This window comes from Bacillus sp. OK048, from assembly GCF_900103525.1.
Taxonomy (GTDB): Bacteria; Bacillota; Bacilli; order Bacillales; family Cytobacillaceae; genus Neobacillus.
Map to the genome: position 1 here is coordinate 561,980 of NZ_FNHN01000001.1, position 23,360 is coordinate 585,339.

Genomic DNA, 23,360 nt, shown 5'->3' on the forward strand with positions numbered 1-23,360 from the left:
GGAATGACCCAGTAAAACATTTGACATCCATAACAACAATTAACGAAATAGGTTAAAAAATGAAAAAACCCCATGATTTAATCATGGGGCGATCACATTATGCTAAGTGAGTATAGTTTTCTTTCACAACGCCTGCACAGCGTGGGCAAAGTGTTGGGTGCTCTTTATCCTGACCAACTTCAGGCGTCACAACCCAGCAGCGTTCACAGGTTTCGCCTTCTGCTTTTGTTACAACAATTGCAGCCGTATCTAATTTCAGTGCATTTTCAGGTGCTTGATCATAGCTTCCGGCAACTTCAAATGCAGAAATGATAAATAATTGTTGGACATTCTCTTGAATAGATTCCAACAAGTCTTTTGTTTCCTCATTTACATATAAAGAAACCTTAGCTGTTAATGATTTACCAATCACTTTTTGATTTCTTGCTTCTTCAAGTGCTTTTAGTACATCATCGCGGAGCTTCATGAATGCCGTCCACTTTTCTTCCAACGCGTTTGCATTACCGAGCTCCTGATATTCAGGCATATCGGTTAACTGAACACTTTCTTCTGTAACGGAAGGAATGAATTTCCAAACCTCGTCTGCAGTATGTGGAAGAATTGGTGTAACCAGCTTTGTTAACGCAACTAATGTGTCGTAAAGAACGGTTTGGATTGCGCGACGTTCATGATTATTTACGGACTCGATATAAAGAACATCTTTAGCAAAATCAAGATAGAAGGCACTTAAATCAAGCGTACAGAAATTATTAACTGCGTGGTAAATTCCTGCGAACTCGTAGTTTTCATAAGCATTTACAGAATACTTGATTACCTTGTTTAATTTTACTAGCATGAATTGATCAACTTCACGAAGGTTCTCATATGCAACCCTATCACTTGCAGGATTAAAGTCGGATAAGTTACCTAGTAAGAATCGGAACGTGTTACGGATTTTTCGGTAAACCTCTGCAACCTGCTTCAAAATTGCATCAGATACACGAACATCTGATTGATAATCAACAGAAGCAACCCAAAGCCTTAGAATATCTGCTCCTAATTGTTTCATTACTTTCTCTGGCACGACCACATTCCCAATTGACTTACTCATCTTTCTGCCTTCACCGTCCAGGGCAAATCCATGGCTTAGTACACCTTTATATGGAGCTTTCCCTGTCACGGCTACAGCGGTTGATAAAGAGGAATTGAACCAACCACGATATTGGTCTGAACCTTCTAGGTATAAATCTGCTGGACGAACTAAGTCATCTCTTTCTAAAAGAACTGCTTGGTGTGAGGATCCGGAATCAAACCATACATCCATGATGTCTGTTTCTTTTGTAAACAATCCATTTGGACTTCCTGGATGTGTAAATCCTTCTGGAAGTAGGTCCTTAGCTTCACGCTCAAACCATATATTCGAACCGAATTCCCGGAACAAACCAGATACATGTTCAATCGTTTCATCTGTGATGATTTCCTTACCACTTTCATCATAAAATACTGGTATTGGAACTCCCCAGACCCGCTGGCGTGAAATACACCAATCACCGCGGTCACGAACCATATTAAATAGTCGTGTTTCACCCCATGAAGGTACCCACTTTGTTTCTTTAACAGCTTCAAGCAGATCATCACGGAAGTCTTTTATCGATGCAAACCATTGCGCTGTAGCACGGAAGATTACTGGCTTTTTAGTTCTCCAATCATGTGGATAGGAGTGAGTGATAAACGAAAGCTTTAAGAGAGCCCCTGCCTCCTCTAACGCTTCTCCAATTGGCTTGTTAGCCGTATCATAAAATAATCCTTCGAAACCTGGAGCTTCGTTCGTCATTACTCCTTTATCATCAACTGGGCAAAGTACTTCAAGTCCATACTTTTGTCCAACATGAAAGTCATCTTCCCCGTGTCCTGGTGCAGTATGAACGCATCCTGTTCCCGCATCTGTTGTGACATGTTCGCCAAGCATTACTAGGGAATCACGATCATATAATGGATGTGCAGCAAGGATATTTTCTAATTGATTTCCTTTTACCTTTGAAACAACAGCTACATCTTCCCAGCCTATTTCCTTCGATACTGCTTCTAGGAGAGCTTCTGCAACTAAATATTTGTTTCCATTCGCTTCAACAACAACATAGGTTAAATCTGGGTGAACGGAAATTCCCAAATTAGCAGGAATGGTCCAAGGTGTTGTCGTCCAGATGACAATTTGAACATCTGTATCAAGAACACCTTTTCCATCCTTAACTTTAAAGCCTACATAAATCGAAGGTGACTTTTTATCTTGATATTCGATTTCAGCTTCAGCAAGAGCTGATTCACTTGAAGGGGACCAATATACAGGTTTAAGACCCTTATAGATATAGCCTTTCTTCGCCATTTCCCCAAACACCTTAATCTGTTGCGCCTCATATTCAGGCTTAAGCGTGATATATGGGTTTTCCCAATCACCACGAACTCCGATACGTTTAAACTGTTCACGCTGATTACTTATTTGTTCAAGAGCATATTTTGTACAAAGTTGACGGAATTCAGCTACCGTCATCTCTTTACGTTTTACTCCCTTATTTGTTAAGGCCTGCTCAATGGGCAAACCATGTGTATCCCAGCCTGGAACATATGGTGCATGATAGCCGCTCATCGATTTAAAACGAACAATCATGTCTTTTAATACTTTGTTGAGGGCGTGACCCATATGAATATCTCCATTGGCATATGGAGGTCCATCATGAAGTACAAACATTGGACGACCAGCAGTACGCTCCTGAACCTTTTTGTAAATATCCATTTCATTCCACTTCGCCTGAATCTCTGGCTCTCTTTGTGGAAGATTGCCACGCATAGGAAATTCAGTTTTTGGCATTAATAATGTATCTTTATATTCCATTTTTATTCCTCCTGTCACTCTCATCATAAACAGAATAGCCAATAGACAAATAAAAAAACCCTCTCATCCCATAAAAGGGACGAGAAGGTTTTATTCCCGCGGTACCACCCTGATAGAAAGTACAATAAGTACGATCCTCTTGAAGATTCGTAACGTGAATAACTCGCCATCACTTACACTTCTAATAAAAGAGTTTCAGCTCGGGACTCAAGGGTGATCTTCCAATTTCCCACTTTTCCCAGGCTTCCACCATCCCTGGTTCGCTTTTAAAAGATTTGAAAATTGTACTGTCCCTGTCATTGTCTAATTTATTATTTATTCATATTTATCCTGTTAAAAAATTATATGCGAAATAATACCAATTCGTCAAGCTAAGGAATCTTCTTCTTGGTGGATTTTTAATTCTGTTGCATCCACTTCGTATTCTAATAAATGATCCCAGTCATCTGTGTTAAGCATATCAAGCTGAGCTTCTATCAACATTTTAAAACGAGTCCGGAATACTTTTGATTGCTTTTTCAAATCTTCAATTTCGAGAGCAATCTTTCTTGCTTTTGAAAGTGACTCATTTACAATTCGATCAGCATTCTTTTCTGCTTCTTTTATGATCAGCTTGGCTTCCTTTTGGGCATTTCTTTTTACATCTTCTCCAGCCTCTTGAGCAATAATAATCGATTTATTTAACGTTTCCTCAATATTTACGAAATGACCAAGTCGGTCCTTCATTTCATTTAAACGTTCTTCTATTTCTTTTTTTTCACGAAGGACTAATTCATAATCCTTAATGACTTGGTCTAAAAATTCATTAACCTCATCTTCATCGTAACCACGAAAGCCTTTATTAAATTCTTTATTGTGAATATCTAACGGCGTTAACGGCATGATGCCACCTCCAAGTATCTAACTTCTAATGTATGTATAAGCAAATATTCGACAAAGTTTTCGAATTCCCTGCTTAAATAGAAAATTTATTTTTGCTTTCCAACAACGATTCGCCACTTATCTTTTTTTGTTCTTCCTTCAATTGACAAAATTTTCACCCTGCCATAGCCCCTAGCAGATAACAAATCCCCTTCTGCACATTCAAATGAATGATTTTCAATCGTTGTCCAGTTCACCTTAATTAATCCTTGTTGAATAAAAAGCTGAGATTTTTGCCTAGAAATATGATGGACACCAGAAATAATAGTATCTAACCTTAGTGAGGAAACTGTAATATCTTGTTCCATCCAACATTCATCCGTTTGAATAGCCTCCTCTAGTGCTAACACTTTCAAGCGTATGGATGCCCTGCCGATCGATTCCAAATTCATTTTAATGTAGTCACTGATTTCTGTTGCTGTGAAAAATTGAACTCGTCCATCTTTGATAACGATGTCACCAAATTTACCACGTTTTAATCCCAATGACATAAGTGAACCTAGCACTTGTGGATGTTCAATCGATACAAATTTAATAGGATAATCGATTTCAAAAAGATCTATTTGAAATTCCTGATCGGAGGGAACAAAATAATCTGGCATGATTAATGCCCTCTTCCTTTCACTTTCAGAAATTCCACCAAATAGCTGATACTTTACACTCCCATGGTCACCGATTAATACCTTAACTATATGCTGCTCTCTTGGATCTAGGAAATCGGTTAGTTTTGGTGAATAACTTGATTCAACGTACTCCTTCCAAGATACTACTTGATCAATAAACTCCCGTTCCTCGGGGCGAAAATGCTGATAAATATTCATATTTACTCCTTAGACCTGCTGGGCTGAATTAAGAAATAAAGTTTTGTAAAACTCTTAAGCCATTAGGGGCAAAAGATAAAACCAGAAACGCTGCTAATGGAGACAGATCCATCATGCCTATTGGTGGAATAATTTTTCTAAAAGGTTCTAGAAATGGTTCACATAATTTGCCTAGAATTACTCCGATTTGCGAGTCTCTCATATTTGGGAACCATGATAACAGGATATAAATGATGAGCATCCATTTATAAATTCCAAGTAATTGGATCAAAACGTTAAAAATCATATCCATTTTTATTTACCACCTCGTATCTTGATAATCTTGTTCCCTTACTAATTCTGAAATATTGCCGGAAATTTCAACGTTATCAGGAGTACATAAAAAGATGCTTGAACCTATTTTTTGAATATCTCCATTTAATGCATAGACTGCTCCACTCAAAAAATCTACAATTTGTCTGCCTTCTTCGTGACCAATACGTTGAAGATTTACCACAACAGCACGTCGACTTTTTAAATGGTCGGTAATATCCTGAGCTTCAGCATATACTCTAGGTTCTACTAATATTACTTTTGCGGCTTTTTGTACACTTTGTAAACTTACAATATTTTGAGGCTTTGATGACTGTTTTTGAACCTTTAAGGGTTCCACCTTTTCATTCTCATCCTGGTTATGATCATCGTAATCATCGTCTAAAAAGAAAAATGTTTTTAATTTAGACTTTATCGTCATACCTCTTCCTCCTCACTGCGCTTCACCGACAAGTGCAGTTCCAATTCTAATCATTGTTGCACCCTCCTCAATAGCAATCTCAAAGTCATTTGACATTCCCATAGAAAGTTCATTACAAGGTGCAAAATCAAGGTTACATTTCTTTATTTGGTCACGGAGCATCCTTAACTTTCGGAAACAAATTCGAAGTTGTTCTTCATCATCCGTAAATGGCGCCATCGTCATTAATCCTTCAATCAAGATATTCTTATATGGACGCAAGCTTTCGATAAATTCCAGCACTTCCTCTGGGGATAAACCATGCTTTGATACTTCCTGTGATACATTCACTTGAACAAGGCACTTTATTTTACTTCCGGCACGTTTATCAATTTCCTCGGCAAGTGAAATTCGATCTAATGAATGAATATATTCTACCTTATCAATAATATTTTTAACTTTCCGAGTCTGTAGTGTCCCAATAAAATGCCATAAGGGCTTGTCCCCTAAAACATCCCACTTTGCTAAAAGTCCTTCATCACGATTTTCACCTAGATTTAGAATCCCTGCATCTAACGCTTCTTTGGCTCTTTCAGTGCTGACATATTTGGTAACGGCAATCAGTTTCACTTCATCTAGGGATCGACCTACCTTTTGGCAGGCATGACTTATTTGCTGTCTGATTTGTATGAGATTATCTGCGACCTTCATTCAGAAGTCTCCTTCCATCCTATATAACTTAACATTCTTCCTGTTTGACCTTGATCCCGGCGGTGTGAAAAAAATTCAGCATGATCACAATTAGAGCATAGGTTAGAAATATGAATATTTTTTTCAGGGACCCCAGACTTCAGAAGAATCAATCTATTCATTTCCTTTAAGTCTAATGTATATTGACCAACACTAATTAAATTATATGGTTTTTTCTCGACATCTACTAGTGTATTTTCTACAAAGTTAATAACATAATCATTAACAATATAACATTTTTCACAAATGGAAGGACCGATTGCTGCTAATATTTGATTAGCTTCAATTCCTTCCTCGTTCCATTGCTCGACCATTTTTCGTGCTATTTCATTTACAGTTCCCTTCCAGCCGGCATGTGCAGCACCGATCATTTTATGCTCTGGTGAAATAAAAAAAAGTGGAACACAATCGGCATAGCATAAAGTTAATAAAATTCCCTCTTCATTTGTGTAAAATCCATCAGTCCTCTTAAAAGCATTATCATAGGAAGCGGCCCCTTTCCCTCTGTCAGCCCTAGAAATTTTTCTAATATGCGTCTCATGGGTCTGTTCTGCTCCCACCCAATGCTTAACAGGAAATTGGAGAAGTTGGGCCAGCTTGTTCCTATTAGAACAAACTGCCTCATTTAGATCTCCAACGTGAAAGCCCATATTAAAACCTTCATATACATCTTTGCTGCTGCCGCCCTTTTTGGTTGTTATGCCTGCAACCAGCCCAGGATACTGGTGTACCCAGTTCTTAATTGATAAATAGGATTGATTATCATATACAAAGGGTTCCATATTCAACCTCTTTTGTTTTTTTCTAGTTTACCATGAATTTTTGAAATGGTCACCGTAAGTTGACAAGGATACCCTAAACTTCCATTTCTTCCGTGGACCTTTCCTCGACTACTTTGTACCTTACTAAGATTACATCTTGACCAATTTTAATAATATTTTTCCATGGAATAATGATATCCTCTTCGCGCCCAAAAAAGCCCAAAACTTTACCGTTACCAGTAACGATAACCGCTTCAATTTTCCCTGTAGTCAGGTTAATTTCAATATCACCAATATTGCCAAGCTTTTTGCCATCAGAAACATTCACAACATCTTTAATCTGAAATTCAGAAATTTTCACCATATCTCTCACTCCCACCTTTTTATCCTATTGAGAATATATGATTTGTTTCGTTATTTTATCTGTTATTATCAGAAAAAATAAAGCTGCCTCAAAAGGGCAGCTTTAGCTTTGAATATTTTTATTCATTTGTTTAATGGCAGCTTTTTCCAAACGAGAAACCTGTGCTTGTGATATCCCAATTTCGTCGGCTACTTCCATTTGCGTTTTACCTTGGAAGAATCGTTTTCTTAAAATTAACTTTTCGCGTTCATTTAAGCGGCGCATGCCCTCTTTTAAAGCAATTTCTTCAATCCAGTGAATATCTTTGTTTCGTTCATCGCTTAACTGGTCCATCACATAGATGGGGTCCCCACCATCGTTATAGATTGGTTCAAATAGGGATACCGGGTCTTGAATCGCATCTAATGCAAATACTATTTCTTCGTGAGGAACTTCCAACACTTTTGCAATCTCCTCAGCTGTTGGTTCTCGTGAAGTTTCACTCATTAATCGTTCCCTTACTTGAAGTGCCTTATAAGCGATATCTCTTAAGGACCTTGAGACGCGAATAGGATTGTTATCGCGCAGGTACCTGCGTATTTCGCCAATAATCATTGGTACGGCATAAGTGGAAAACTTTACGTTTTGACCTAAATCAAAGTTATCAATCGATTTCATAAGCCCAATACAGCCAACTTGAAACAGATCATCAACAAACTCACCTCGGTTGTTAAACCGCTGAATGACACTTAAAACGAGTCGTAAATTTCCGTTGACGAGTTTTTCTCGTGCTGTAATATCGCCCTCTTGCATTTGCCTGAAGAGTAATCTCATTTCTTCATTTTTTAATACAGGAAGTTTTGATGTATCAACGCCACAAATTTCAACTTTATTTCGAGTCAATCCCTTTTCCCTCCTCATAGGAGTTGCTGTACAAAAAACAGTATTTCCTTGAGCAGGAAAAATATGCACTTGTACTTTCTAGGGAATTGCCATGAATAGTCGAAAAGTCCGATAAAATCACAATTTTCATTGGACAATCAAACGGGAAAAATTTCTTTTTTTCCTAACCTATACCATTTTATTGAACTCTTTTCGTAATCTTTTAATGATTCTTTTTTCTAGCCTTGAGATATAAGATTGCGATATTCCCAACATATCGGCTACGTCCTTCTGTGTTTTTTCTTCCCCATTTGTTAGTCCGAATCGCAGCTCCATAATTTGCTTTTCTCTGTCGCTAAGTTGATGCAGGGCATTTGTCAGTAGCTTTCTGTCTACATTCGCTTCTAAATCTTTGGTAATTATATCATCATCTGTTCCCAATACATCTGATAATAGTAATTCATTGCCATCCCAATCAATATTTAATGGTTCATCAAAGGACACTTCAGACCTGATTTTATTATTCCGTCGTAAATACATAAGGATTTCATTCTCAATACATCTGGATGCATATGTAGCTAACTTTATTTTTTTCTCTGGATTAAACGTGTTTACAGCTTTAATTAAGCCTATTGTACCAATACTAATTAAGTCCTCAATATTAATGCCCGTATTCTCAAACTTTCTTGCGATGTAGACAACGAGTCTTAAATTACGTTCTATTAAGATCGATCTTGCCGCCTTATCCCCACCTGGTAGCTTATTTAGAAGCAGCTCTTCTTCATCCTTGCTTAAAGGAGGCGGTAAGGCTTCGCTGCCGCCAATATAATAAACTTCATCACTTTTAATTCCTAATTTGATTAGGATCTTATACCAGTAATAGGATAAGCGAAGTCTCCATTTTTTCACGCAAGTTCCTCCTTCTAAATTATGTTTTTTATGAGTATAGTATTATTAGCTTACCTTTACCGAATCATCATGCTGTTTGGGTCCGGTGAGCATTTTGGGATGAACTATGCATTGAAAGGCATCATCTGCAGATAGTTGCTGCATAGTAAACGATATAAGACCTTTTTCGCATAAGTATCTCTCTCCCTTTGTATCAATCAGAATGGAGTCGGGCTTAACAGTAACTATGAGCTGATGCTCTTGTCCTACCACTCGGCAAGGAACTATTCTTAGCCTATTTTGCCAATCCAGCGGGAGTTCTATATTTCCAAGAATCAGAGATTCGGTATCAGTTGCCATTTTTTTTATCGGTTCGGCCATGCCCTCTACATAATTCTTTATTGAGACAAACATAACTGGAAGTTTGGATAATGGATCATAAAGCTGATTTCCACTGTCAACAAGCCCTTTAAAAGCGTATGATTCAGCATTTATTAGTATAGTGACGTTAACAATTTGATCAAATTGAATTTTGGTCATTTCCATGCTCTCAATATTCCTTTTTGAGAAATGCCATGCAATTGGAAAACCCAACAAAACAAAAAGCCAGCTAATCGGATCACCAAACCCAGTAACAGTTGAAATCATTACTTTTGTTGACATTTCAGCATCAAATTGAATAAAATAATGAGCTCCAATTAATGCTCCACCAATGAGAAATGTTGTAACATAAAGCGTCATTAAGGCCTTTATAAAAAAGGATAGCCGTTTATAACCAAAGGCTATTAATACCATAACAACAGAAAAAAGTAGCTTAGAAAGCGGATGACTGGAATAGGTATGCAATGGTGTAAATGATAATAAAATGATTAGTGAACCAATAAATCCTCCGGCTATTAACCTCCAAATTCGAATTCGTCTTTTTAAAAATATGGCTGAAAGATATAGGAGAAGGCTATCAAATAACAGATTTAGGGCCCAAATAATATCTAAATATACAGACAACCTGCTTCCCCCTTTAAAAGTCTTTTGTCAAATTAGCAGCATAAGGACTATACATAAGGGTGTATTCTTTTCATATCTATTAATCTGTTTAGGAAAAAGTATAACCTACCTTTGGGGCTGAAGTGTGTCACTTTCTGTAAACAAAAAAACAGAAATTTTCACTATAAACAACGTATTTTGTCTATTTTTATTGACAACAAAAAGTGCATGGTCCTTTTGGACCATGCACTTTTTGTTTACTATTATCTTCTACGATTTCTGTTTCGTAAGAAGGTAGGTATATCTAATGCATCCTCTTGAGAAACATTGTTATTTCGAACCGTTTCTTGTGGGACTTCTTCACGTTTTTGCTCTCTCTTACTCGTATTCGTATTCACCTGTGGTTTTGCTTGGCCAAATGTTGGACGAACCGCTTTAGGTTGAATAACTTCTTCGTTAAAGCCAGTTGCAATAACAGTAACAATAATTTCATCCTTATGATTTTCATTAATGACAGATCCAAAAATCATGTTTACTTCTTGGTCAGAGGCTGTAGCAACAATATCTGCAGCTTCTTGGACTTCATACAGACTCAAGTTACTGCCACCAGTAATATTCATTAGCACGCCCTGGGCGCCGTCAATAGAGGTTTCTAGCAATGGAGAGCTAATTGCTTTCTTAGCAGCTTCGGTAGCCCGGTTTTCACCTGTTGCCATACCAATCCCCATTAAAGCAGAACCTTTGTTTGACATTATCGTTTTCACATCTGCAAAGTCCAAGTTAATAAGACCAGGAACTGCGATTAAGTCAGAAATACCTTGAACTCCTTGACGCAGTACATTATCTGCTTCACGGAAAGCTTCAAGCATTGGTGTACTTTTATCGACAATTTCAAGTAGGCGATCATTCGGGATAACGATAAGAGTATCAACTGCTTCTTTCATTGCACCTATGCCACCTGCTGCTTGATTTGAACGCTTCTTACCTTCAAATGTAAATGGACGCGTTACAACCCCAACCGTTAAGGCACCTAAATCCCTGGCAATTTGAGCAATAACAGGTGCTGCACCAGTACCTGTTCCGCCGCCCATACCTGCAGTGACAAAAACCATATCCGCACCGCGTAATGCATCTTCTAATTGCTCTCTGCTCTCTTCTGCGGCTTTCTTACCAACTTCCGGATTAGCACCTGCTCCAAGGCCTCTGGTTAACTTTGACCCAATTTGCATTTTCACTTCTGCTTTCGACAGATTAAGTGCTTGTGCATCGGTATTAACTGCTATAAATTCTACCCCTTGAACACCATGTTCGATCATTCGATTTACTGCGTTGTTACCTCCGCCGCCAACCCCAATTACTTTTATTGTTGCAAGAGAATCTAAATTTGTATCAAACTCTAACATGACAAATCCTCCTAATTCGTCGGTATTCCCTTTCGTATTTGCCTACTCGAAAAAGAGACCAAGGAATTTTTTTACTTTTGATGACATCTTATCTTCCGGATGTTTTTCTGTTTTTGCTTTCGGTTGTTGTTGTTGTTTTTGAATTTTCTTCTCGATTGGTTCAGTAACAGGTGCTGAAGCTACGAAGGTCCCACCTGGTAATCTAGCATTCTTGTAAGCATATTTAATCAAACCAACCGCAGTTGTATATTGAGGCTCTCTTACTCCAATATAATTGGGGACGGCCTTGCGAACTGGGCTTTGGAAAATTGATTGAGCTAGTTCTAATACGCCTTGCATATTTGCAGTACCACCTGTAAAGACAAACCCTCCAGGTAAATCATTTATACCTAATCGCTTCAGTTCATGAGCAATTAATTCAAAAATTTCTTCCATGCGCGCTTCAATTATTTCGGAAACATATAATTGATTAAATTGTTGATGTTGGTCACTTCCGATGATGGGAACACTAAAAAATTCATCTTCTGAAGCATCATCGTAAAAAGCATGTCCATATTTTACTTTAATTTTTTCGGCATCTTCTGTTGAAGTGTGTAAAACCTTAGAGAGGTCATTTGTAATAAGGTCCCCCCCTACTGGTATAACACTCGTTGCTGCTAAAAATCCTTGCTCGAAGTAAGCAATGGTTGTCGATCCACCACCTAAATCAATTAAAGCAACTCCTAAATTTTTCTCATCCTTTGATAGGGCATATTCCCCAGCGGCAAGCGGCTGTAGAATAATGTCGGTAATTTCTAATCCCGCACGTTCTACACATCGCAATGTATTCGTTATAATTGCGTTAGAACCCGTAATTAATGTGCCTTCTACCTCTAAACGGACACCAATCATACCACATGGGTTATTAATTTCATCCTTGCCATCAAGAATAAATTGTTTTCGTATTACCCCAATAATTTCTCTATCTTGAGAAATAGAAACGACTTGCGCCTCTTCTATAACTCGTCTAACATCTTCATTCGTGATTTCCCGATTTTGACTGGAAACACCAACAATTCCTCGACATGGCTCGAGAGCTACTTGATTGCCAGAGATTCCTACAATTACTTGTCGAATTTCCATTCCAATCATTCTTTCAGCCTCTTCAATCGCCCGTTTAATAGAATGAACGGTATCATTGATGTCAATGATAGAACCTTTTCGTAACCCTTCAGAATTAACATTTCCAACACCAATTATATTGATCGAGTCGTTGACAATTTCACCAATGAGTACTTTTACAGTGGATGTACCGATGTCAAGACTTACATATATTTCATTGCTGTTCATTCTTTGGCACCTCCTTAGCATTCCTTTAAGTCGAACAACATTTTATTTTCACAAGATATCTTAATAAGAATCACACATATATCTTATAAAATTATTCGTCACAACTAAATAATTCCCTTTAAAAAAAATCAATTTTTTCTTATTTTTCTTTGTTTGTTGACCATTTTGTCAATAATAATCGTCTAATTACCGCAATATTTTGAAACAAGCGAACACCAAAGGCAAAAACAGCTGCTAAATACAAGTCTACACCAAGATGAACGCCTAGAAAAGCTAAACTTGCAGCAAGTAAAATATTAAAAAAGAATCCAGAAACAAATACTTTTTCATCATATATATTTTGCAGATGAGCCCTTATTCCACCAAATAGGGTATCAAGAGCTGCCAAAACTGCAATTGATAGATAATTAGAATACTCTTCTGGAATACTAATGTCTGTTAATAAACCGAGAGTTATTCCTACGACTAATCCTAAAAACGGAAGCCACATTATGTATTCCCTCCTTCACTCGTCTTCAATGACTCTAAATATCGAATCCGGATAGGATTATTATATGCAGGAATTGTAACTTCAGGATTTGGTTCCAATATCGTTAGTTTTAGGTTTTCGATGAAAAATTCTTCTGTGGCTTTAGAAACTTTCATTTGATTGTATAATTTTTCAGCAGTTGCTTTTGAATCAACAGCAACCTTCACTTCAATTGGTAAACTTGACAATGCGTGGCCATCAATTTTCGTTTCGTTGTTAATATCTCTAATAACGGTTGTATTAATGATACGTTGATCATCAACGGATACGTATTTGGCATTATACATATTCAATTCATTCAATAGTCTTTTTAGGAGTTCAGGGGACACACTTGATACCGGCTCTCCAATTTGGATTCCCTCAAGAACTGGTTCTATTCTCAGTGTTAATCCAGGACCCTGTACGTTAGTCATTCCTGCCTCAATTTTCAATTCTTGAATGGTATCCACCAATGCCTGTTCCTTACTATGTTTCAGTTTCGATTCATAGGCAAGTAATTTTTCCTCATTGGAACGTATTTCAGTTAGTAACTCAGATTGCAATTCTTTTTCTTGAAGTAATGCCTCCCGGAGCTGCCATAAATCACGAGTATCACGTTCAACAGGTTTTTTGACGGTTTGAAATTGAATGGCAATCATAAAACCAATCACTGCTGAGATGACAATAAAACTAATATTTTTTTTATGCTTGTCCACTTTTTTTCACCTTACCTTTTATTTTTTCAATAGGTGGACATGTTAGAGTACCTTATGATTTCCCTAAAATGGGATTTAGAATTATTTCGTTCTTTTTTTCAAGGGTAAAAACAATATTATCGTTAACAAGTTGATCTTTAACACCACCAGTTAGATTCAACGCAGACATTAATACTTCTGGGTCACCAATAGCCGAAATGACAAAGGGTGCTGGATGTTGAATACCATCAACTGTTATCACGGGTCCATTACAAAGAATAAAAGACTGACTTGTTAATCGCTGACCATTAATCGCAATTGCAGCTGCACCAGAGATATATAATTCATTAATAACTTTGAATACGTGGTATTCATGAACAAGATAGTTATTAATATTCTTTTCATTTGGATTATAGGCGCCATCTGATAGCTGAACCATTACCCCTTGTCCCTTAACCTTTACTTTTCCTAAGAACATTCGGTATTTTTCTGCATCATCAGCTAGGGTAGAAAAGACCTCTGCTTCTTTCGAAAGATCCTTTTCATTTTGTAACACTTTTTCTTGCTTTTGGTATAATTCCTTTTGCAGTTTACGATTTAATTCCTCTAGTTCGATTAGCTGATTTCTAAGGTCTAATGTCTTCTCCCATTGTTTACTTGATAAATTAGTGTTTTTTTGATTTTGGTTTATTTCTTTTTGAGTGAAATGATAGGAGAAAGCTATCATAAACCCAAGAACAAGGCAGACTAGGGATAAAATAACATGCTTACCCTTCACCTTTATCATTCTCAATTTTCGTTTCCTCCACTTCCAATTCATAGGCCTTAAAGTACGAGCCGACCTCTAAATCGATAATACCCTTAATACTTGGATCTAATTGGCTTATGATTGAAGGATAATGTATCATTTTTTCTGAGAAGGTCCGTAATGTGGCATTTACCTCAAAACCATCGTTCATGAATAACAAAATACGGTATTCGTCCGTTTCTTTTGGGGTATAGTGTACTTCAGAAATAGCGTTTTGAACCTCATCAGGAAGTTTTGCGAGAGCAGAAACCATTTCTTTAATTATAGAATCTTCTTTAAATTTAAAAAGAATGGGGGCATTTACAGGTATTTCAGCTACTTGCCTATCTTTAAGAACTTTACCGTTTTCCATAACTGGATAATAGGATTTATCCGACTCCATATAGGCGATTTTCTTGTGTTCCTTGATTTCAAGGATTACCGTATTTGGCCACTTAATTTTTACTTCTGCCTTTTTTATCACATTCATCTTTTGGAGTTCAGAAGCAATTAATTCTTTCTTCAAACTCCATATATTTGTTTTTTTAGATAGTTCAGTAATTTTGATAATTTCATTTGCAGATAGTATTTCATTTCCTTTAACGTTAATCTTACTCACATGACTTAATGGTGATTGTACATAAGCGACAATGGCAATCATGGTAAAGAACAAAAGAAGCAGAAAGATAAGCCTTCTGTTAGCTTTACGCCGTCTTTGCTCTTTTAGCTTCGGAATTCGATCCTCAAGGGCAACAATCTTACCTTTATCCATACACTTCCCTCCATTAGGAATATCTCTTAGCATGTCCAATAAGAAAACCTATGTAATACTACCCGCTTTTACTGCCAAAAAAGCGAAAACAACGGCACGAAAAATCATGCCGTCATTCATTTTCTTAGTTTTTTTCGATATATATATAATGTGTTATTATAACACAAAATTTGTAATTAGTCCGACTATATCGTTACTGTCGACCAATAATTTCTACCTCGGTTTCCATTTTTATTCCATATGAATTTTGAATCGTATCTTTTATATATTGAATTAAATCAAGAACATCTCTAGCGCTTGCATTCCCTGCATTTACTATAAAATTTCCGTGCATTTCCGATACTTTTGCTCCGCCAATTTGATACCCTTTTAAACCAGCGTCTTCAATCAATTTACCAGCGTAATTAGGAAGCGGGTTACGGAAGATACTACCTGCACAAGGGAAATTCCATGGTTGGGTTTCTTTACGATAATCCTTGTTTTTTTGCATTTGTGAAACAATAGCAGCCCTATCACCCTTTGTTAACGCGAATTCCGCTTCTAGAACGATCCCGGGACGCTTTTTCTGTAGGACTGATGTTCTGTAAGTGAACTCCATCTCATCCTTTGACAACCATTTGATTTCCCCGTCCTCAAACAATATATGTGCCTTCGTTAGTATTTTACTAATATCGGAACCATGTGCACCTGCATTCATATATACTGCTCCGCCAACGGATCCGGGGATACCACTAGCAAATTCGAGACCTGCCAATCCTTTTTTCGATATTAAAGTAGATAAGCTGATTAATGAATGACCTCCTCCTACCCTAATAGTCGAATCATTAATGGATAAATGGTCTAATCCAGATCCTAATTTAATTACTACTCCTTCAATTCCTTTATCAGAAACGAGAAGGTTTGATCCTCTGCCAATTGCTCTCCATTGAAGTTTGCGTTCATTAATAAAAGCAATAACTTTTTGAATATTTTCCAAAGACGAAGGTTCAATTAACAGGTCTGCTGGTCCGCCAATCTTCATGGTAGTGTGCAGTGACAGCGGTTCATTTTTTTTCACTTTACCAATATTTAATTCTTGAATTTCAGTTAATAATCCGTCCATTCCTATCACCCTATCTTTCAAAACAAACGTATAGTTTTAGTGTATGCTAAAAATGAGTTTGGGCTACTTTTGATTTCCTTGTACTAGCTGTTTCATCATTTTATATAGTTTTTCAGCTGAATCAGGAACCCCTAATTTTTTTGCCTTCATTTTCATCTTTTTAAGATTTTCCGTGTCTAACAGGATTTTGTCGATATGCTGAATTAAACTATTACTCGTTAAGTCCTTTTCAAGAAGTAACTCTGCTGCACCATGGTCACTTAGTGACCTTGCATTTTTTTCTTGATGATTATTTGTTACATATGGACTTGGTACAAGAATACTCGGAATTCCTAAAGATGTAATCTCAGCCAATGTGGTAGCACCAGCTCTAGAGACAACTAAATCAATGCCTGCCAAAACCTCTGGCATATTATGAATAAAAGGTTTTATCACTACGTTTTTCGGATTCCCCACAAGTTCTACTTCGTTCTGTACATCATTAAAATGTGCATCACCAGTTATATAAAGTACCTGATATGGCTTTTCAGCAAATTCGGAAAGTGCTTTAACAACTGCTTCATTTATCGGTCTAGCACCACGGCTTCCCCCGAATATTAGAACTGCCGGCATTGTAGTGCTTAATCCCGCGGATAATCTTCCTCGGATTCCATCTTTTCCAATGACTTCAGATGCTCTTGGATTTCCGGTAAATACCACTTTCTCGTATGGAAAAAATTCTTTAGCTTCTTCGAAACATATCGCAATCTTGTTGACATATCTACTTAAGAATTTATTGGTTAATCCGGGTACACTATTTTGCTCATGAATAATCGTTGGGATACCCAATTTTGCAGCCGCATAGACAACTGGCCCACACACATAACCACCAGTACCAATTACAATATCAGGCTTAAACTCTTTTACCATTTTTTTGCTATCTCTTACACCATTTATAAATCTCACGACCGTTTTGATGTTATCCAAGGATAATTTTCTTTTAAACCCGGTGATATGAATAGATTTAAAAGGTATCTTTTCCCGTGTAACAATGGTGCTTTCCAACCCATTCTTTGTACCTATGTATAAAACTTGCGTATTTTTGTTTTCTTTTTGTATTTCCCTAATGAGTGCAAGAGCCGGATAAATATGTCCACCAGTTCCCCCGCCACTTACTACTATTTTCATATGTCCACCCCAATTAATAATACTTCAAATTAATTTCTTATCCTATCTTACTATAAAATTAACAGAAGTTATTGCTTGAAAAAAGAATGTTATCTAATTGTAAACAAATATAACGATAAATAAAAAGAACCCTGCCTCATAACAGGGTAATTTAATATCTAGCATAACGGCTTATATTTAACAGAACACCTATAGCCATCAACATTAATGTTAGTGAAGAGCCGCCATAACTTAGGAACGGAAGCGTGATCCCGGTAACAGGCATCAAACCCGTTACAACACCGACATTAATCATAACCTGAATGGCAACCATCGAAATAATCCCTACCGCCAAAAAGCTTCCATATAAATCTGGTGCCCCTAAGGCGATGCGGATTCCCCTCCATAATAACAGTGCAAATAAAAGTAAAATAAAAGAGCCGCCAATAAATCCTAGTTCTTCAGATAATATAGCAAAAATAAAGTCAGTTTGGGGTTCAGGCAAATAAAAAAACTTTTGCCGGCTCTCTCCAAGTCCTAATCCGAAGAGACCACCAGGTCCAATTGCATAAAGTGATTGGATAATTTGAAATCCACTACCTAATGGGTCTTGCCATGGGTCTAAAAAAGATGTGATTCTTTTAATCCTATACGGTGCGGAAGCAACTAAGCCTACAAATCCAGCTAAGCCCAAAAATCCTAAGAAAGCAAAATGGCCAACCCTTGCACCAGCAATAAAAATCATGACAACACAGGTTCCAATCATTACAGTACCAGTACCTAGATCTGGTTGAAGCATAATTAAAGCAAAGGCGATAAAAGCAAGACCTAATGAAGGAACTAGTCCTTGTCGAAAGGACGTAATCAATTTCTGTCTCTCAGATAAAAACTTGGCTAAAAAGGCAATCATTGCAAGCTTCATAAATTCGGACGGCTGCACGGAAAATGCACCTACTCCAATCCAGCTTCGAGAGCCATTTCGAACATTTCCGACCCCGGGAATGAGCACGAGAATGAGTAAGACAAAGCAGACAATCAAGATGACCTTTGACCACTCTCTCCAAGTCCAATAATTTATATTCATAATAAAAAACATGGCAGCAATTCCAACACCAGCAAAAAGCGTTTGTCGTTTTGCAAAGAAGAAGGAGTCTTCAAATTTAAATTCTGCCCAGACAGCACTGGCACTATAAACCATAATTAGCCCCACAGCCAATAGAGTTAAGGTTACAATTAATAATATAAAATCAGGAGTAGTTCTTTTTGTCGGCACACCAAACACCTCGAGTAGCAAGTTTAGGGCTTTTGTTGTCCAGCTCCAGCGACCAGGAGCTAGGGGTCGTTGGACGAGCTGCCCTTACTTAAGCTTATGCACCGCTTCGATAAAAATGTCTCCTCTGACTTCAAAAGTTTTGTGTTGATCCCAGCTTGCACATGCAGGAGACAACAAAATCACGTCGTCTGGTTCTGAATATCGAAAAGCAACAGGCACGGCCTTTTCCACATTATCGACACGACTTATTTGTTTTATTCCTGCCTCTCTACCAACACGCTCAATTTTTGGTGCTGTTTGACCAAAGGTAATTAATGCCTTCACATTTTTCAAATATGGGAGTAATTCATCAAATTCATTTCCACGATCAAGGCCGCCTGCCAACAAAATGATTGGATTTTTAAATGCTTGTAACGCAGGGATAGTAGCAAGTATATTTGTAGCTTTTGAATCGTTATAAAACTTTCTCCCAGCATATTCTGAAACGTACTGTAGGCGATGTTTAACACCAGTAAACGTTCTAAGAACGTTTTGAATGGCTTCATTAGGAACACCGGTTAACTTTGCTGCTGCCATTGCCGATAAAATATTTTCTAGATTATGGATCCCCGGAAGAGCAATTTCTTCCACTAGCATTATTTTCTCACCATTAAAGCAAATCCAACCTTCGCTCATATAAGCACCTTTATCAAGAACTTGCTTAGTTGAAAACGGTATTTTTGTGGCATGAGAACGGTCGGCAATCTCCTGCACTTCATGCTGATCTGCATTGAAAATAAAATAATCTGCTTCTGTTTGGTTTTTTGTAATATTTGCTTTTGCTTTAATATACTCATTACGTGTTCCATGATAATCCAAATGAGCGTCATAAAGATTTGTAATAATAGCGATCTTCGGAGTAAAGGTTTCTATCCCCATTAATTGAAAGGAGGATAATTCAATAACAATATTATTTTCTTCCGTTGCCCCTTCAGCTACACCAGATGCAACCGTCCCAATATTTCCCGCAATTAAAGGGTTCTTATTACCTTCATTCATCATTTCAAAGATCAGTGTTGTTGTTGTTGTTTTCCCATTAGTCCCAGTTATCCCTATGAAAGGTGCTTCTGATATTTGATAAGCAAGCTCCACCTCTGTTAATACAGGAATTCCTATCTCTATAGCCCCTTCAATGATAGGGTTTTGATAAGGAATCCCGGGATTTTTGACAATGAGTTCGAAACCTTCATCTAGAAGTTCAACAGGATGTTCACCGCAAATGACTTTAATCCCTTGCTCTAACAATCCGCGTGCTTCAGGATTTTCTGATAACGGCTTTTTATCATTTACCGTCACAAACGCACCAAGCTTATGTAAAAGCGCTGCAGCTGTTACCCCACTTTTTGCTAAACCAAGTACCAGAATTTTTTTATGAAGATACGTATTTATCTGTTTCAATTATAACCACACCTCAATATAGATACCTAGTATCGCTAATAGTAAACCAACACTCCAAAACGTTACAACAACCTTCCATTCTGACCAGCCAAGTAACTCATAATGGTGATGGAGTGGACTCATTCGGAAAATTCGTTTCCCTGTAGTTTTAAACGAGATTACCTGTAGAATAACCGATAATGTTTCAATTACAAATACTCCACCGATGATGACTAATAATAACTCTAATTTCGTTAAGATTGCGATGGTCGCGATCGCGCCGCCAAGAGCAAGTGAACCCGTATCACCCATAAATACTTTTGCAGGGTGGGCATTAAAAACGAGGAAGCCTAAGACTGCTCCAGCCACAGCAACTGAGAAGATTGCCACTTCCATCTGCGATTGATTCCAGGCTAAGACTGCATAGGCACCAAATGCAATGGCAGCCGTACCTGAAAGTAATCCATCCAGTCCATCAGTTAGATTGACTGCATTCGAGAATCCCACTAGCCAGAAAACAATAAAAAACACAAAAAACCAGCCTAATTCAACTGAGTAATCAGTTCCTGGGATAGTGATTTCCGTCGGAAATCCATTTTGCTTATAAACAAGATAAAAAATTATCGAAATAATAATTTGACCTAAAAGCTTTTGTCTAGAAGTTAATCCTAAATTCCTCTTTAGGGCTACTTTAATAAAATCATCCAAAAATCCAAGTAATCCAAAACCAAACGTCACAAGGATAAGCAGATATGTTTTAACTGTCGGTTCTGAAAACTTCCCTGTCATGACAAGCGTGGTAATAATAATGGAAAATAAAATCATGATTCCACCCATCGTTGGTGTTCCTGTTTTTACCTGATGGGATTTGGGACCTTCTTCACGAATGCTTTGTCCAAATTTCAACCTTCTTAAGAAGGGAATAAAAATCGGAGAAAGCAGAACAGTAATTAGAAATCCCATTAATATTGTGAAAAAAATAACTTGCTCCAGCATTTTATCCCCTCCTCTCTGCATCAAGATCAGTATTTTTCTTTGATATCTTTTCCAACATTACAGCTATATCATATGTTTCTTTATTTTCTTTGAGAAGTTTTTTATTTAAAAATACGAATTTGGTCACATTCATTTTCTCAGCAGTATCTCCGTCTATTTTTTCAATATAAAAGCTTATTATTTCTCTAATTGCATTAATCGGATTATTAGTAAAAAAGATGGGAAAGTGATTTGGTGTATACCTTGGTACTTGTTTCGTTCTATCCCAAATTGCTGCAATGGCTCCATTGGCAATCGCGTCTAATAGTTCCCCAGAATCATCGTTTAACGGTATAAACAGACCTCTTGGCTGCGTTAGGGCTGAATTATCAGTAACCGTAAAGTATAAATGATCTGCCGTTTTTACTCCCTTATAATCAGAGAATAATGTTACTAAATCATCGAACGCTAAATACATTTCTATCTCTCCTCGATAGCTTCCCGAGCCACCACTCGGTCATCAAAATCATAAACATTATGGCCAATAATCTGGTAGGTTTCGTGACCTTTACCAGCTATTAAGATAACATCACCTGCAGCTGCCTCGTTAATTGCTGCTGAAATGGCCTCTTTTCTATCAGGAATGGTGATATAACTTTTCCCCATGACACCAGCTTCCATATCTATTAATATCGCTAATGGATCTTCACTTCTTGGATTATCGGAGGTAAATATCGGATCTGTTGCATAACGACACGCAATTTCCGCCATTAGTGGTCGCTTCGTTTTATCACGATCCCCTCCACAGCCAACAATTACAAAGATACGTTTTTTTGCAAAGCTCTGAATGGTTTTTAAAACATTTTCTAAACTATCTGGTGTATGTGCATAATCTACAATGACAGTAAATTCTTGACCAGTATTTACTAACTCAAATCTGCCATCGACTCCAGTAACACTCTCAATCGAATGAATAATATCCATCATCGGAATTTTTGATACAAGTGCCGTAGCAATACTTGCCAAAACATTATAAACACTAAACTTCCCAATTAACTTGATGCTGATGGGATAAACCTTCTCTTTTACTACTATTTCAAAGGTAGTTCCTGCAGAAGTCATCTGAATATTTCTAGCATATATATCCGCCTCATGGTCAATTCCATATGTAACGACATGAGCTGCTGTTGATTTTCGATACATTTCAGAAGCGGAATCATCTGCATTTAAGATAGCAAATTTGGGTTTATTAGCGTCAAATGTGTTACCAAGCTGTGAAAACAATAAGCTTTTGGCATGCATATAGTCTTCCATTGTTTTATGATAGTCTAAATGGTCTTGAGTGAGATTCGTGAACACAGCGATATCATAATCACAACCATGGACTCTCCCCATATGTAAGGCATGGGAGGAAACTTCCATAATAGCTGTATCAACACCAGCTTCAAGCATTTGTTGGAAACCCTTTTGAAGTACAAGACTTTCTGGAGTTGTATTTTTTGTTTCAAATTTCTGATCACCAATTTTTGTATACATGGTACCGATTAAACCAGTGCTCCGGTTTACATCAGAAAATATTTTTTCGATTAGATGACTGGTTGTCGTCTTCCCATTTGTTCCTGTAATTCCAATTAAATGCAGTTTCTTTGTTGGATGTTGATAAAAAGCATCAGCAAGGACTGCCATTGCTCTAATGGTATCGTTAACGATTATGACGGGTACTGAAAGTGGTAGCGCCCTTTCAGCAAGTACTGCAGCAGCACCATTTTTAACCGCTGTTTCAGCAAAATCATGTCCATCGACAGTAAAACCTTTTATACAAATAAATAAACTACCCTTTTGCACCCTGCGATTATCATTATCAATCGAAGTAATTTCCGGATCATCCCCTTGATAGGGAACGAGCAGGTGCAAATGTTGAAGTAAATCATGTAGTTTCATAATCTCAAATCCTCTCTTGCCTTTTCGAAAAATACTATTATTTATATGGAAAGATCCTCTTATAAAAATATTCACCTTATTT

At 37.3% G+C, this 23,360-nt stretch carries 24 protein-coding genes and 1 other annotated feature; all 24 genes read right to left on the reverse strand.

Annotation, left to right across the window (positions count from 1 at the left end; all coding sequences use genetic code 11):
* Positions 1–97: 97 nt before the first annotated feature.
* On the reverse strand, positions 98–2,869 hold the full coding sequence (ileS, locus tag BLR86_RS02680) for an isoleucine--tRNA ligase (RefSeq protein WP_090758090.1): 2,772 nt from the start codon (positions 2,867–2,869) through the stop codon (positions 98–100).
* A gap of 72 nt (positions 2,870–2,941) precedes the next feature.
* Positions 2,942–3,178 (reverse strand) — a binding site (T-box leader).
* 57 nt (positions 3,179–3,235) lie between these two features.
* Entirely contained in the window at positions 3,236–3,751 is a 516-nt protein-coding gene (locus BLR86_RS02685; RefSeq protein WP_090758091.1) for a DivIVA domain-containing protein, read from the reverse strand.
* An 86-nt stretch (positions 3,752–3,837) separates the two neighbouring features.
* Complete coding sequence (locus BLR86_RS02690; protein WP_090758092.1) at positions 3,838–4,611, reverse strand: YlmH family RNA-binding protein; 774 nt, start codon at positions 4,609–4,611, stop codon at positions 3,838–3,840.
* A gap of 28 nt (positions 4,612–4,639) precedes the next feature.
* Positions 4,640–4,903, reverse strand: coding sequence for a YggT family protein (locus tag BLR86_RS02695; RefSeq protein ID WP_090758093.1), 264 nt, complete (start codon positions 4,901–4,903; stop codon positions 4,640–4,642).
* A 6-nt stretch (positions 4,904–4,909) separates the two neighbouring features.
* The gene (locus tag BLR86_RS02700; protein ID WP_090758094.1) at positions 4,910–5,344 is read right to left on the reverse strand and encodes a cell division protein SepF; all 435 of its coding nucleotides are present in this window, start codon (positions 5,342–5,344) and stop codon (positions 4,910–4,912) included.
* Positions 5,345–5,356: 12 nt separating this feature from the next.
* A complete protein-coding gene (locus BLR86_RS02705) occupies positions 5,357–6,034 on the reverse strand; it encodes a YggS family pyridoxal phosphate-dependent enzyme (protein ID WP_090758095.1) in 678 nt (225 codons plus the stop codon).
* A complete protein-coding gene (gene pgeF / locus BLR86_RS02710) occupies positions 6,031–6,855 on the reverse strand; it encodes a peptidoglycan editing factor PgeF (RefSeq protein WP_090758096.1) in 825 nt (274 codons plus the stop codon). The genes BLR86_RS02705 and pgeF overlap by 4 nt, the downstream gene beginning before the upstream one ends.
* 73 nt (positions 6,856–6,928) lie before the next feature.
* Entirely contained in the window at positions 6,929–7,198 is a 270-nt protein-coding gene (locus tag BLR86_RS02715; RefSeq protein WP_090758097.1) for a YlmC/YmxH family sporulation protein, read from the reverse strand.
* A 102-nt stretch (positions 7,199–7,300) separates the two neighbouring features.
* Positions 7,301–8,080 (reverse strand): RNA polymerase sporulation sigma factor SigG, encoded by a 780-nt coding sequence (sigG, locus tag BLR86_RS02720; protein WP_090758098.1) that lies wholly within the window; start codon positions 8,078–8,080, stop codon positions 7,301–7,303.
* Positions 8,081–8,248: 168 nt separating this feature from the next.
* The gene (gene sigE, locus BLR86_RS02725) at positions 8,249–8,968 is read right to left on the reverse strand and encodes an RNA polymerase sporulation sigma factor SigE (protein ID WP_090758099.1); all 720 of its coding nucleotides are present in this window, start codon (positions 8,966–8,968) and stop codon (positions 8,249–8,251) included.
* 45 nt (positions 8,969–9,013) lie between these two features.
* Complete coding sequence (spoIIGA, locus tag BLR86_RS02730) at positions 9,014–9,952, reverse strand: sigma-E processing peptidase SpoIIGA (RefSeq protein WP_090758100.1); 939 nt, start codon at positions 9,950–9,952, stop codon at positions 9,014–9,016.
* Positions 9,953–10,194: 242 nt separating this feature from the next.
* Positions 10,195–11,334 carry a cell division protein FtsZ gene (gene ftsZ / locus BLR86_RS02735; RefSeq protein WP_090758101.1) on the reverse strand — a complete coding sequence of 380 codons (1,140 nt, stop codon included), beginning with the start codon at positions 11,332–11,334 and terminating at the stop codon, positions 10,195–10,197.
* A gap of 42 nt (positions 11,335–11,376) precedes the next feature.
* A complete protein-coding gene (gene ftsA, locus BLR86_RS02740) occupies positions 11,377–12,663 on the reverse strand; it encodes a cell division protein FtsA (protein ID WP_090758102.1) in 1,287 nt (428 codons plus the stop codon).
* 139 nt (positions 12,664–12,802) lie between these two features.
* Positions 12,803–13,153 carry a small basic family protein gene (locus BLR86_RS02745; RefSeq protein WP_090758103.1) on the reverse strand — a complete coding sequence of 117 codons (351 nt, stop codon included), beginning with the start codon at positions 13,151–13,153 and terminating at the stop codon, positions 12,803–12,805.
* Positions 13,153–13,887, reverse strand: a complete 735-nt coding sequence (locus BLR86_RS02750; RefSeq protein ID WP_090758104.1) for a DUF881 domain-containing protein — start codon at positions 13,885–13,887, stop codon at positions 13,153–13,155. The genes BLR86_RS02745 and BLR86_RS02750 overlap by 1 nt, the downstream gene beginning before the upstream one ends.
* Positions 13,888–13,939: 52 nt before the next feature.
* A complete protein-coding gene (locus tag BLR86_RS02755) occupies positions 13,940–14,653 on the reverse strand; it encodes a DUF881 domain-containing protein (RefSeq protein ID WP_254782221.1) in 714 nt (237 codons plus the stop codon).
* A complete protein-coding gene (locus BLR86_RS02760) occupies positions 14,634–15,425 on the reverse strand; it encodes a cell division protein FtsQ/DivIB (RefSeq protein ID WP_090758106.1) in 792 nt (263 codons plus the stop codon). The genes BLR86_RS02755 and BLR86_RS02760 overlap by 20 nt, the downstream gene beginning before the upstream one ends.
* A gap of 193 nt (positions 15,426–15,618) precedes the next feature.
* On the reverse strand, positions 15,619–16,527 hold the full coding sequence (murB, locus tag BLR86_RS02765; RefSeq protein WP_090758107.1) for a UDP-N-acetylmuramate dehydrogenase: 909 nt from the start codon (positions 16,525–16,527) through the stop codon (positions 15,619–15,621).
* A 63-nt stretch (positions 16,528–16,590) separates the two neighbouring features.
* On the reverse strand, positions 16,591–17,694 hold the full coding sequence (gene murG / locus BLR86_RS02770; protein WP_090758108.1) for an undecaprenyldiphospho-muramoylpentapeptide beta-N-acetylglucosaminyltransferase: 1,104 nt from the start codon (positions 17,692–17,694) through the stop codon (positions 16,591–16,593).
* A 151-nt stretch (positions 17,695–17,845) separates the two neighbouring features.
* Positions 17,846–18,946 (reverse strand): stage V sporulation protein E, encoded by a 1,101-nt coding sequence (spoVE, locus tag BLR86_RS02775; RefSeq protein ID WP_090758109.1) that lies wholly within the window; start codon positions 18,944–18,946, stop codon positions 17,846–17,848.
* Between the two features lie 84 nt (positions 18,947–19,030).
* Positions 19,031–20,383, reverse strand: coding sequence for a UDP-N-acetylmuramoyl-L-alanine--D-glutamate ligase (gene murD / locus BLR86_RS02780; protein ID WP_090758110.1), 1,353 nt, complete (start codon positions 20,381–20,383; stop codon positions 19,031–19,033).
* Complete coding sequence (mraY, locus tag BLR86_RS02785) at positions 20,384–21,358, reverse strand: phospho-N-acetylmuramoyl-pentapeptide-transferase (protein ID WP_090758111.1); 975 nt, start codon at positions 21,356–21,358, stop codon at positions 20,384–20,386.
* Between the two features lies 1 nt (position 21,359).
* Complete coding sequence (locus BLR86_RS02790) at positions 21,360–21,815, reverse strand: hypothetical protein (protein WP_090758112.1); 456 nt, start codon at positions 21,813–21,815, stop codon at positions 21,360–21,362.
* A 2-nt stretch (positions 21,816–21,817) separates the two neighbouring features.
* Positions 21,818–23,278, reverse strand: a complete 1,461-nt coding sequence (locus BLR86_RS02795; RefSeq protein ID WP_090758113.1) for a UDP-N-acetylmuramoyl-L-alanyl-D-glutamate--2,6-diaminopimelate ligase — start codon at positions 23,276–23,278, stop codon at positions 21,818–21,820.
* Positions 23,279–23,360: the final 82 nt, after the last annotated feature.

Excerpts from the sequence above, each read along its gene's own strand:
- ileS (WP_090758090.1), bottom strand. The coding sequence starts at position 2,869 with ATGGAATATAAAGATACATTATTAATGCCAAAAACTGAATTTCCTATG.
- BLR86_RS02685 (WP_090758091.1), bottom strand. The coding sequence starts at position 3,751 with ATGCCGTTAACGCCGTTAGATATTCACAATAAAGAATTTAATAAAGGC.
- BLR86_RS02690 (WP_090758092.1), bottom strand. The coding sequence starts at position 4,611 with ATGAATATTTATCAGCATTTTCGCCCCGAGGAACGGGAGTTTATTGAT.
- BLR86_RS02695 (WP_090758093.1), bottom strand. The coding sequence starts at position 4,903 with ATGGATATGATTTTTAACGTTTTGATCCAATTACTTGGAATTTATAAA.
- BLR86_RS02700 (WP_090758094.1), bottom strand. The coding sequence starts at position 5,344 with ATGACGATAAAGTCTAAATTAAAAACATTTTTCTTTTTAGACGATGAT.
- BLR86_RS02705 (WP_090758095.1), bottom strand. The coding sequence starts at position 6,034 with ATGAAGGTCGCAGATAATCTCATACAAATCAGACAGCAAATAAGTCAT.
- pgeF (WP_090758096.1), bottom strand. The coding sequence starts at position 6,855 with ATGGAACCCTTTGTATATGATAATCAATCCTATTTATCAATTAAGAAC.
- BLR86_RS02715 (WP_090758097.1), bottom strand. The coding sequence starts at position 7,198 with ATGGTGAAAATTTCTGAATTTCAGATTAAAGATGTTGTGAATGTTTCT.
- ftsZ (WP_090758101.1), bottom strand. The coding sequence starts at position 11,334 with ATGTTAGAGTTTGATACAAATTTAGATTCTCTTGCAACAATAAAAGTA.
- ftsA (WP_090758102.1), bottom strand. The coding sequence starts at position 12,663 with ATGAACAGCAATGAAATATATGTAAGTCTTGACATCGGTACATCCACT.
- BLR86_RS02745 (WP_090758103.1), bottom strand. The coding sequence starts at position 13,153 with ATGTGGCTTCCGTTTTTAGGATTAGTCGTAGGAATAACTCTCGGTTTA.
- BLR86_RS02755 (WP_254782221.1), bottom strand. The coding sequence starts at position 14,653 with ATGATAAAGGTGAAGGGTAAGCATGTTATTTTATCCCTAGTCTGCCTT.
- BLR86_RS02760 (WP_090758106.1), bottom strand. The coding sequence starts at position 15,425 with ATGGATAAAGGTAAGATTGTTGCCCTTGAGGATCGAATTCCGAAGCTA.
- murB (WP_090758107.1), bottom strand. The coding sequence starts at position 16,527 with ATGGACGGATTATTAACTGAAATTCAAGAATTAAATATTGGTAAAGTG.
- murG (WP_090758108.1), bottom strand. The coding sequence starts at position 17,694 with ATGAAAATAGTAGTAAGTGGCGGGGGAACTGGTGGACATATTTATCCG.
- mraY (WP_090758111.1), bottom strand. The coding sequence starts at position 21,358 with ATGCTGGAGCAAGTTATTTTTTTCACAATATTAATGGGATTTCTAATT.
- BLR86_RS02790 (WP_090758112.1), bottom strand. The coding sequence starts at position 21,815 with ATGTATTTAGCGTTCGATGATTTAGTAACATTATTCTCTGATTATAAG.
- BLR86_RS02795 (WP_090758113.1), bottom strand. The coding sequence starts at position 23,278 with ATGAAACTACATGATTTACTTCAACATTTGCACCTGCTCGTTCCCTAT.